The 10,375-nt window shown below is 70.3% G+C and carries 8 protein-coding genes and 4 pseudogenes; 7 read left to right on the forward strand and 5 right to left on the reverse strand.

All coding sequences use genetic code 11. The features are described from left to right. A partial coding sequence (locus SYNGFB01_RS08345; RefSeq protein ID WP_048017681.1) for a photosystem I assembly protein Ycf4 occupies positions 1–157 on the reverse strand: 157 nt, incomplete at its 3' end. A 202-nt stretch (positions 158–359) separates the two neighbouring features. Between SYNGFB01_RS08345 and psbD the strand changes: the two are divergent. From psbD to SYNGFB01_RS12550, 3 genes and pseudogenes are all read left to right on the forward strand, one after another. After that, positions 360–1,414: pseudogene (gene psbD / locus SYNGFB01_RS08350) on the forward strand (photosystem II D2 protein (photosystem q(a) protein)). Then, on the forward strand, positions 1,398–2,786 hold the full coding sequence (gene psbC / locus SYNGFB01_RS08355; RefSeq protein WP_048017682.1) for a photosystem II reaction center protein CP43: 1,389 nt from the start codon (positions 1,398–1,400) through the stop codon (positions 2,784–2,786). The pseudogene psbD and the gene psbC overlap by 17 nt, the downstream one beginning before the upstream one ends. Before the next feature lie 118 nt (positions 2,787–2,904). Beyond that, positions 2,905–3,936 carry a YcgJ family protein gene (locus SYNGFB01_RS12550; RefSeq protein WP_053068405.1) on the forward strand — a complete coding sequence of 344 codons (1,032 nt, stop codon included), beginning with the start codon at positions 2,905–2,907 and terminating at the stop codon, positions 3,934–3,936. 55 nt (positions 3,937–3,991) lie between these two features. Here SYNGFB01_RS12550 and SYNGFB01_RS14630 read toward each other — a convergent pair whose 3' ends face one another. From SYNGFB01_RS14630 to SYNGFB01_RS08375, 3 genes are all read right to left on the reverse strand, one after another. Continuing rightward, positions 3,992–4,132, reverse strand: a complete 141-nt coding sequence (locus SYNGFB01_RS14630) for a hypothetical protein (protein WP_161795875.1) — start codon at positions 4,130–4,132, stop codon at positions 3,992–3,994. Between the two features lie 18 nt (positions 4,133–4,150). Next, the gene (locus tag SYNGFB01_RS08365; RefSeq protein WP_235300061.1) at positions 4,151–5,656 is read right to left on the reverse strand and encodes a mechanosensitive ion channel family protein; all 1,506 of its coding nucleotides are present in this window, start codon (positions 5,654–5,656) and stop codon (positions 4,151–4,153) included. 426 nt (positions 5,657–6,082) lie between these two features. Next, on the reverse strand, positions 6,083–6,718 hold the full coding sequence (locus tag SYNGFB01_RS08375) for a nucleoside triphosphate pyrophosphatase (RefSeq protein ID WP_048017688.1): 636 nt from the start codon (positions 6,716–6,718) through the stop codon (positions 6,083–6,085). Here SYNGFB01_RS08375 and SYNGFB01_RS16390 point away from each other — a divergent pair. From SYNGFB01_RS16390 to SYNGFB01_RS08385, 3 genes and pseudogenes are all read left to right on the forward strand, one after another. After that, positions 6,660–7,010, forward strand: a pseudogene (locus SYNGFB01_RS16390) (Npun_F0494 family protein); the annotation flags it as partial. The gene SYNGFB01_RS08375 and the pseudogene SYNGFB01_RS16390 overlap by 59 nt on opposite strands. 153 nt (positions 7,011–7,163) lie before the next feature. Next, a pseudogene (locus SYNGFB01_RS08380) lies at positions 7,164–8,678 on the forward strand (cobyric acid synthase). Continuing rightward, entirely contained in the window at positions 8,675–8,914 is a 240-nt protein-coding gene (locus SYNGFB01_RS08385; protein ID WP_048017684.1) for a 2Fe-2S iron-sulfur cluster-binding protein, read from the forward strand. The pseudogene SYNGFB01_RS08380 and the gene SYNGFB01_RS08385 overlap by 4 nt, the downstream one beginning before the upstream one ends. Positions 8,915–8,962: 48 nt before the next feature. Here the strand turns inward: SYNGFB01_RS08385 and mnmA are convergent, their stop codons facing one another. Beyond that, positions 8,963–10,162, reverse strand: a complete 1,200-nt coding sequence (gene mnmA, locus SYNGFB01_RS08390; protein WP_082325947.1) for a tRNA 2-thiouridine(34) synthase MnmA — start codon at positions 10,160–10,162, stop codon at positions 8,963–8,965. Positions 10,163–10,189: 27 nt separating this feature from the next. On the opposite strand from mnmA, the pseudogene SYNGFB01_RS14920 reads away from it, so the two are divergent. Further along, a pseudogene (locus tag SYNGFB01_RS14920) lies at positions 10,190–10,375 on the forward strand (hypothetical protein); the annotation flags it as partial.

Below are 10,375 nucleotides of genomic sequence, written 5' to 3' on the forward strand. Positions count from 1 at the left end.
GGCCCAGGCGGCTGGAGAGGCTGGTGAGCAGAAAGCCGAGTCCGCCGGTGGTCACGGCGGCGGCCACCAGGATGTTGGAGAGGCGGCGGGAGCCGAGCACGGGCTGCTCGAGCACCTGCTGCGGGCGCGGACCGGAGTCTGCCTTGGACACCGCCATCGAAGCCGTCGGAACGATCAGATCACGCCATCCTGACGCGGGGCCCGCCCACCGGGCCGAAGAATCGGAAGAAATACCTAAAACGCTGACCAGGGCTGGGATGTCAGCCCGTTGCAGCACGCCTCGCGGTGGCCGGCAACGTTGTTACCATCCCCCGGTAACCCACAGCTCGCGGGTTTCCCGCACCGCTCATTTCCCACCCATGACGATCGCTGTAGGGCGCGCGCCGCAGCGGGGATGGTTCGACGTCCTCGATGACTGGCTCAAGCGCGACCGTTTCGTTTTGTCGGGTGGTCGGGTCTGCTGCTCTTCCCCACTGCCTATCTGGCACTGGGGGGCTGGCTGACCGGCACCACCTTCGCTACCTCCTGGTACACCCACGGCATTGCCAGCTCCTACCTGGAGGGCTGCAACTTCCTCACCGCTGCGGTGAGCAGCCCGGCCGATGCCATGGGCCACAGCCTGCTGCTGCTCTGGGGTCCGGAAGCCCAGGGTGACTTCGTGCGCTGGGTGCAGCTCGGAGGCCTCTGGCCCTTCGTGGCCCTGCACGGCGCCTTCGCCCTGATCGGCTTCATGCTGCGTCAGTTCGAGATCGCCCGTCTGGTCGGCATCCGNCCCTACAACGCCATCGCCTTCTCCGGCCCGATCGCGGTGTTCGTCAGCGTCTTCCTGATGTACCCGCTCGGTCAGAGCAGTTGGTTCTTCGCGCCCAGCTTCGGGGTGGCGGCGATCTTCCGCTTCCTGCTCTTCCTGCAGGGCTTCCACAACTGGACCCTGAACCCCTTCCACATGATGGGCGTGGCCGGCATCCTCGGCGGCGCGCTGCTCTGCGCCATCCACGGCGCCACGGTGGAGAACACCCTCTTCGAGGACGGCGAGCAGGCCAACACCTTCCGCGCCTTCGAACCCACCCAGGAGGAGGAGACCTACTCGATGGTCACCGCCAACCGCTTCTGGAGCCAGATCTTCGGGATCGCCTTCTCCAACAAGCGCTGGCTGCACTTCTTCATGCTGTTCGTGCCGGTGATGGGTCTGTGGACCAGCAGCATCGGCATCATCGGTCTGGCCCTCAACCTGCGCGCCTACGACTTCGTGTCGCAGGAGATCCGCGCCGCCGAGGACCCCGAGTTCGAGACCTTCTACACCAAGAACATCCTGCTGAACGAAGGTCTGCGCGCCTGGATGGCGCCGGCTGACCAGCCGCACGAAAACTTCGTCTTCCCTGAAGAGGTACTGCCCCGTGGAAACGCCCTTTAATTCCGGGCTGGTGAGCGTCGGGGGCAAGGACCTCGACTCCACCGGTTACGCCTGGTGGGCCGGCAACGCCCGCCTGATCAATCTCTCCGGTCGCCTGCTCGGCGCCCACGTCGCCCACGCCGGTCTGATGGTGTTCTGGGCCGGCGCCATGATGCTCTTCGAGGTGAGCCACTTCACCTTCGACAAGCCCATGTATGAGCAGGGCTTGATCTGCATGCCCCACGTGGCCACGCTCGGCTACGGCGTGGGTCCCGGCGGTGAGGTCACCGACCTCTATCCCTTCTTCGTGGTGGGTGTGCTGCACCTGATCAGCTCGGCCGTGCTCGGCCTCGGCGGTCTGTACCACGCCCTGCGCGGTCCGGAGATCCTGGAGAGCTATTCCTCCTTCTTCTCCCAGGACTGGCGCGACAAGAATCAGATGACCAACATCATTGGTTATCACCTGATTCTGCTCGGCGTCGGCGCCCTGCTGCTGGTCTTCAAGGCCATGTTCTTCGGCGGCGTCTACGACACCTGGGCCCCAGGTGGCGGCGACGTTCGCCTGATCACCAACCCCACCCTCAACCCCGGCGTGATCTGGGGTTATCTGTTCCGCGCCCCCTTCGGCGGTGAGGGCTGGATCATCGGTGTGGACTCGATGGAAGACATCATCGGCGGTCACATCTGGATCGGCCTGATCTGCATCTTCGGTGGCATCTGGCACGTGATCACCAAGCCCTTCGGCTGGGTGCGCCGCGCCNTCATCTGGAACGGTGAGGCCTACCTGAGCTACAGCCTCGGCGCGCTCAGCCTGATGAGCTTCATCGCCAGCTCCTACATCTGGTTCAACAACACCGCCTATCCCTCGGAGTTCTACGGCCCCACCAACGCCGAAGCCTCCCAGGCCCAGAGCTTCACCTTCCTGGTGCGCGACCAGCGCCTCGGCGCCAACATCGGTTCGGCCATGGGCCCCACCGGTCTGGGCAAATACCTGATGCGCTCGCCCACCGGCGAGATCATCTTCGGTGGTGAAACGATGCGCTTCTGGGATTTCCGCGGTCCCTGGCTGGAGCCCCTGCGGGGCCCCAACGGCCTCAGCCTCGACAAGCTCCAGAACGACATTCAGCCCTGGCAGGTGCGCCGCGCGGCTGAGTACATGACCCACGCCCCCAACGCGTCTCTGAACTCGGTGGGCGGGATCATCACCGAGCCCAACTCGGTGAACTTCGTGAACATCCGCCAGTGGCTGGCCGCGACCCAGTTCGTGCTCGCCTTCTTCTTCCTGGTGGGTCACCTCTGGCACGCCGGCCGCGCCCGCGCCGCCGCTGCCGGTTTCGAGAAGGGCATCGACCGTCAGGCCGAGCCCACCCTGGCCATGCCCGACCTCGACTGATCGACGTCGAGTCGTCTGGGCCTCCATCAGCCCCTGGCTTCGGCCAGGGGCTTTGTTATCGGCCCCCAACGGGGAAGACAGTCACCATCGCCCACCTCCGCCTCACTCGCACAGCACCGTGATCGCCATCCCAACCCCATCCCGTTCGACCTGGCTGAAGGCCCTGGTGATCAGCTGCATCGGCCTCGGAGGCAACGCCGCCCAGGCCCAGCTGCAGCAACCGGCCAGCACGGATCTCTCGAGCCCCGCGCCCGGTGTGCTCTGCGACGCGGCAGGGCCGATCTGCTACGACGCCCAGGGGCCGTCGATCGCACAGACGCAGACCTACTTCGGCCGCACCGCCGCCGAGCAGCTCAGCCGGCAGCTGGCGGGTCGTCCCACCCTTCAGGAGTTCCGCCTCAGCAGCGGAGCCGTCTGCGACACGCGCGCCCGCCTCTGCTGGAGCGACGGCTTCATGCGCCGCAACGTCGCCGCGGAGCTCTCGCGTGAGCTGTTCGGCGGCCCTGCTGAGGCGGGCAGTGGTGCTGCCGCTGGCTCGGCCCTGTATCTGCCGCAGGCCGGGGTGGCCTGCGACCCGCAAGGCCGGGTCTGCTACGACAAGCTGGGCCTGTCGCTGGGTCTGACCCGGGAGTACTACGGCAGCTACGCCGAACAGCAGGCACAGCGGCAGCTGGCCGGTCAGGCTCCGCCCAAGGTCTTCCGTCTGAGCAGCGGTGCTGTGTGTGATGTGGATGCGCGACGCTGCTGGAGCGATGGCTGGGATCGCCGCCGCGTGGACGCCAGCCTCAGCAGCCAGTTGTTCGGCCAGGAGGCCACCGGCGTGGCCCGCCAGGCCCAGTGCCGGCTCAGCCGCTGGTTCAAGGTGCTCTCCAGCGGCACCTGCGAGATCAGCGACCGCAGCAGCGGGGGCGTCCGGCAGCTCGATGTGACGCTCAGCAACGGCACGGTGTACAGCTTCTCCAGGCCCGCCGGCGCGGCCTATCGCCTCACCGACGGCAAGGGCCGGACCTGGCCCGTGGCGTTGAATGATCAAGGCAGCAGCCTGAGCTTCTCCTGGTCGGATCGGATGCTCCAGATCACCCCTCAGCGCCAGCCGGGTGCCGGTGATCCCAGCCTGGGCCAGCTGATCGACTCCCTGCTCGGCAACTGAAGTCGCCGCCGAACCCGCGGAGGGTGGCCGAAGACCGGTGCCCTGACCGCTGCGCTCAGGGCACCGCCGACGACAGCTGAGCCGACGCCAGGGCCACACCCTCCTGCTCGAGGCGACGCACAAGCCGACCCAGCAGCTCCCGCTGCACGGCCCATTGCCGGCCGGCGCGGGTGAGCACCAGGATGCTCAGTTCCACCGCCAGCGCGTGACCGGGTCACGCCCGCACGATCGGAGCCTCCAGCAGGTTGTCGTTCCAGGCGGGATCGGCGGCGAAAGCCGAGCATTCCTGCTGCACCAGATCCACCACAACATCCAGCCGCGGGCAGCCCGGAGCCAGAGGCAGGGTCAGTTCCACGCCGGAGCGCAGCTTGGTGTGATTCACCAGCATCTCCAGGCGGCTGTTGCGGAGCACCACCACCCGCTGATCCAAGGTGCGCAGCACGGTGGCCAGCACGCCCACATCTTCAACATCCCCGCCCACACCGTCGATCTCCACGTAATCGCCCACGGCGTAGTGGTCATCGAACAGCACCACGAGGCCCGCCACGAAGTCGCGCAGCAGGCCCTGAAACACCAGCGCCAGGGCTCCGAGCACGGCGCCACTGGCTAGCCAGGCGGCCACCGGCGAGTCGTCCAGCCCTGGCCAGCCCGCAATCACCCACACCACCAGCACGATCAACCCAGCCAGGTTGATCAGGCGCCGGCCCACCTGAAGCAGGTTGCGATAGCGCTGCTCACGGCGCGCACGCTGCACGAAGGGCACCGACATGGTGCCCAGCCATTGCCACAGCAGCACATGGAGCAGCTGGCGCAGCAGCCACGCCACCGCAGCCACCAGGGCCGCCTTGAGCAGCATCGAGAGCGGCTGGAGCAGCACCGCCACCGCCAGCGGCACCCGACCGGGAACCGCTGCCAGCCCGAATCCCAGCATCACCACCAGCTGCACGAGCGTGAGGCTGACCAGCAAGCGGCTGGTGGTCTGCAGGCGGCGGGCCCGGCCGCTCTGCAGATCCTTCGAGGTCCTGGCCAGCAGCTGGTGGCGGCGCAGGGCCCGCCGGCTGCGGCTCCACAGCCAGAGACTGCGGGCTGTGGAGGCAGCCAGGAGCAGCTCCACCACCAGCGCGATCACCACCCGCAGCTCCAGCAGCGCCGGCTGCATGATCCGCCGGGCATGGCGCAGTCGCCGCTCCAGCATCTGGCGCCAGTCGGCGGCCAGCTGGGTGGTGGAGAGGCCGTGCAGCTGCGCATCGGCCGCCGTGACCGTGAGCAGGGGAATCGCCATCGTCCGCCCCGGCAGGCGGGCCTGCAGCAGGATCTCGCCATCGGCCAATGGCTCAGTCTCCACCTGCAGATCCTCGGCACGGCCCAGCAGGCCCCAGTGATCGCCACTGCAGAGGCGCTGGCGGCGGGGCCCGCCCAGCACCCCCTCGACCATCTCCTCCGACAACCACTCGGCCGTGGTGCAGAGGCTGCGCGGTTCGTAGAGCAGGCGCAGGTTGCCCTCGATCAGCTCGGCCCGGCGGCGGGCCTCCACCACGGCGCCGTCCCCGTGCAGCTGGGGCGACGCCACCACGAGAGCCGGGATGCCGAGAATCCGCACGGGAGCGACCTGGTAGCTCCCGGCAGCCCTGATCCGATCGGCCTGAGTCGCTGCCGGCTCCCCTGTGGGTGCGGCTGCGGCCGCCAGGCGGATCGGCTGCAGGAGCAGCAGCAGCGCCACAACCACAGCCCAGATCCGGCGCCTCATCTACAGNCTCGAGGCAGGGCCGCCGTTGGATGCGGATCGTGCTGGGCCGGGAGGCTCATGGCAGACAGGCGAGATGGATCAACCCGGCACCAGGGCGGCACCAGGGCGGCCCCGGGTCGCTGAGGCGGCTCCACCCGGGCGAAGCCGCTCAGAAGCTCAGGTTGATCACGTTGTGGCCTCTGGGAGCATCGCTCTGCCGGAACTCCAGAGGCAGATTCCCGTCATCAGGGACCTCGCCGCGGTAGCGATCGGAGGCAGCCTGCAGATGCACCTGCTCGAGTGTCANGGGCTCCTGCTCGAGCGGTGCGGCGATCGATGCGCAGGGAACCAGCAGCGTGCCGGCTGCCAGCAGAACCACGAACTTCATCGGCCGGAGGGGTGTGAGGGCCACCCTTGCCCTTAGCCACGGTCGGGGGGCGATGCCAACGACGTGGCCGGCAGCGCGGCATCCGATGCCAGCCACCGCCGCAGCAACGGCAGGCTGAGCCCGATCACGCTGGAGAAGCAGCCCTCGATCCGCTCCACCAGGGCCCCGCCACGCCCCTCAAGGGCGAAGCCGCCGGCGCACTGCAGCGGCTCGCCCGTGGCCACGTAGGCCTCGATCTCCGCATCGCTGAGCTGGGTGAACCGCACCCGCGTGGTCACGCTGGCGAGGCGTTCGCAGGGCGTGGACGGGGCTGCCGCCGGCCCCGCCAGCAGACAGTGGCCGGTGTGCAGCTCCCCCCAGCCGCCGGCCATGCGCCGCCAGCGCCGGATCGCCTCCCGGGCGTCCGCCGGCTTGCCGAACACCTCCCCCGCGAAGACCAGCACCGAATCGCAACCCAGCACGCCGCTGATCGCCGCCTCGCCAGGCCGATCACCCAGCCGCTCGCGCACCGCCGCCGCCTTGGCCCGCGCCAGCAGCTGCACCAGCCGGGTGGGATCGGTGTGGCTGATCGCGTCCTCGTCCACGCCGCTCACCTGCACCTGATGGGGAATGCCGGCCTGCTCCAGCAGACGGCGGCGGGCCGGCGAGGCTGAAGCGAGCAGCAGCACGGGCATCGGAACGGCTGAGCCAGACAATGGCAGCGGATGCCACGCCTGCGTGCCCCCAGCCGCCACCAGCCACGACGACCGGCGAGCTCTGCAGCGGGCCCGCCAGGCCGTGCGCTGCCTGCCCTTCCGGCTGGCGTTCTACAGGGAACTGGAGCAGCAGGGGCTCGGCAGCGGCCAGCTGGTGGCCCGCTCCGACTGGCGGCGGCTCAGCCGCCGCCGCCTCAACGCCAGCCGCACGGAGGACGATCTGATCTGGCTGATCCAGCTGGGGGTGCTGCGCCGCGAGGTGGACGGTCAGGGCCTCACCGAGCGGGTGCGGCTCACGCCGCTGGGGCGTGAGGTGCTGGCCCCTGGAGCGACGAGATCCCGGCCTCCGGCCCGGCCGCACGCCTGCGCCACTGGCTGCGGCGCCACCGCCCGCGGCTGTGAGCACCCCACCCCCCTGATGGTGCTCGGCACCAGCAGCGGTGCCGGCAAGTCGCTGATGACGGCCGCCCTCTGCCGGGTGCTGCGGCGCCGCAGCGAGACGCCGCTGCCCTTCAAGGGGCAGAACATGAGCAACAACGCCTGGGTGGATGAGGCGGGCGGCGAGATGGCCTACTCCCAGGCGCTGCAGGCCTGGGCGGCGGGGCTCGAACCGCGCTGCGCCATGAATCCGGTGCTGCTCAAGCCCCAGGGCGACTCCACCAGCGAGGTGATCCACCTGGGGCGGTCGGTGGGCAGCTGCCGCGCCGAGCACTACTACCGCGACTGGTTCCGCCCCGGCTGGGCGGCGATCCGCCGCGGCCTGAGCGAGCTGCAGGCGGCGCCACCCCGCCGGGCGGCTGGTGCTCGAGGGAGCCGGCAGCCCGGTGGAGGTGAACCTGCAGGCCCGCGACCTCACCAACCTGCGCCTGGCCCAGTACCTCCGCGCCCGCTGCATCCTGGTGGCCGACATCGAGCGCGGCGGCGTGTTCGCCCAGTTGGTGGGCACCCTGGCGCTGCTGCGGCCGGTGGAGCGGCCGCTGATCCGCGGGCTGCTGATCAACCGCTTCCGCGGCCGGCGCGAGCTGTTCGAGGAGGGCCGCCGCTGGCTGCAGGCCGAGACCGGCATCCCGGTGCTGGGGGTGATGCCCTGGCTCGATGAACTCTTCCCTCCCGAGGATTCGCTCGATCTGCTGGAGCGGCGCGGCCGCAAACACGGCGCCGAGCTGGAGATAGCAGTGCTGCGGCTGCCGTCGCTGAGCAACTTCTCCGATCTCGACCCGCTGGAGGCCGAGCCGAGCGTGCAGCTGCGCTGGGTGGAGCCCGGCGAGGAGCTCGGGGCGCCCGATGCGGTGGTGGTGCCGGGCAGCAAGCAGACCCTGCGGGATCTGGCGGCACTGCGGCAGAGCGGCCTGGGGGAGGCGCTGCGGCGCCATGCCTTCGGCGGCGGCCAGGTGTTCGGCATCTGCGGCGGCCTGCAGCTGCTGGGGCGTGAGCTGAGCGACCCGGAGGGCCTGGAGGGGAGCGCCCACGACGGGCCGGACAGCGTGGCCGGGCTCGACCTGCTGCCCTGGGCACCGTGTTCGGCGATGCCAAGGCCCTGCGCCGGCGTCGCAGCCCGGCGCTCTGGCCCGCCGCGAACGATGACGCACCGCTGGGAGATGGCGCACCCCTGGAACTGGAGGGCTTCGAGCTGCATCGCGGTCAAAGCCGCGCGCTCGAGTGCTGCCAGCCGCTCTGCGCCGATGCCGGCCTGGGCTGGGTGCAGCCGCTGGGCGATCAGGGCGGCCTGGTGGCCGGCACCTACCTGCACGGTGTGTTCGAGAGCGGCCCCTGGCGGCGACGCTGGCTCAACCGGCTGCGCCGCCGCCGGGGGTTGCCGTTGCTGAGCGAACACCAACCGCACCACAGCCGGCAGCGGGATCGGCTGCTCGATCGCCTCGCCGATGCCTTCGAGCGGCACGTCAACCTGGAGCCATTGCTGGGGCCGCCATGAAGGAGGTGCTGATCCGCTGGCCCGACGGCAGCAGCACGCGGGTGCCCACTGGCACCGACTGGCTGGCCGCGGCTCAGCAGGCCGGGGTGAGCATCCCCACCGGCTGCCTCGGCGGCAGCTGCGGGGCCTGCGAGATCGAGGTGAACGGCCGAGTCGTGCGGGCCTGCATCGCCACGGTGCCGCCCAGCCGCAGCGGCAGCCTCAGCGTGGAACTGGCCAGCGATCCCTTCTGGTGAGGAGCCACCAACGGCCCCCACCGCAGGGGGGCGCCGGGGGAAAGCCGCTCAGTCGGCCTGGATCAGCCCGCCGCCGAGCAGCATCTCGCCGCTGTAGAACACCGCCGCCTGGCCCGGCGTGATCGAGAACTGGGGTTCGGCGAACTCCAGCCGGCAGCGATACGGGCGATCGGCGGCACGGTCGGCGTCGGTGGCGGGCAGCGGGATCAGCCGGGCCGGCTCCGGACCGCTGCGGTAGCGCACCTGCACGGCCACCTCCAGGGGCTCCTGCGGCGGTTCGATCGACACCCAGTTCACGGCCCCCACCAGGGCATCCCCGCGGGCGGCCTCGCGGCGGGGCGCCACGACCACGCGGTTCATGGCGCCATCGAGCCGCACCACATGCAGCGGCTCGCTCCAGGCCACCCCCAGCCCCTTGCGCTGGCCGATCGTGAAGTGCTCGATGCCGTCGTGCCGGCCCACCACCCGGCCGTCGGACAGCACGATCTCGCCGACCCGCGGCGGCAGATGGGCATCGAGGAAGGCCTTCATCGAGCCGTGGTGATCAGCCAGGCAGAGGTCCTGGCTCTCGGGCTTGCCGGCCGTACGCAGGCCGTGGCGGGCCGCCTCGGCGCGGGTGTCGGTCTTGGTGAGCTCGCCGAGCGGGAACACCAGCCGCCCCAGCGCCTCCTGGGGCAGGTCGTAGAGGAAGTAGCTCTGATCCTTGCGGGCGTCGAGGCCGCGCAGCAGCTGATGGCGGCCGTTGGCGCTCTGATCGCCGTGCCACACCCGGGCGTAGTGGCCGGTGGCGATGCGATCGATGCCGCGCTCCTGCTCGGCCCAGCGCAACATCGGGCCGAACTTCACCTCCCGGTTGCAGCGGGAGCAGGGCAGCGGCGTGATGCCGGCGCCGTAGCCCTCCACCAGGAAATCGACGATCTGCTGCTTGAAGTGCTGACGGAAATCCACCACGTGGTGGGGCACCCCCAGCTGCTCGCAGATGCCCGCGGCATCCACCAGCCCCTCGGCGCAGCAGGCGCCCTTGCCCTGCATCAGCCAGAGGGTGAGGCCTTCCACCGCCCAGCCGGCCTCCACCAGCAGCGCGGCCGTGAGCGAACTGTCGACCCCGCCGGAGAGCCCCACGGCCACCCGGTGCTCACCGGGCCACTGCCGCAACCGCTCAAGGGCTGCGGCCCCGGCCGGCGTGGCCGGCGGCGTGAACGGCTGAACCGCGGCGGGCACGGGGCGACGAGGGCGGGCTGCCTCCATCATGAGACCGAGCCCCTCAGTCCTGTCGTGCCTGCCCGCCGTGCCGCCCCGCTCTGGCCCCCGCGCGACGGCGACCACATGCTGGTGAGCGGCGCCCAGATGGCGGCGCTGGAGACCGAGCTCTTCGACAGCGGCCTGCCGGTGGAGGCGCTGATGGAGAAGGCGGCGCTGGCCGTGAGCCGGCGGCTACTGGCGAGTCACGGCGCCGTCCTG

The organism is Synechococcus sp. GFB01, assembly GCF_001039265.1.
Taxonomy (GTDB): Bacteria; Cyanobacteriota; Cyanobacteriia; order PCC-6307; family Cyanobiaceae; genus NIES-981.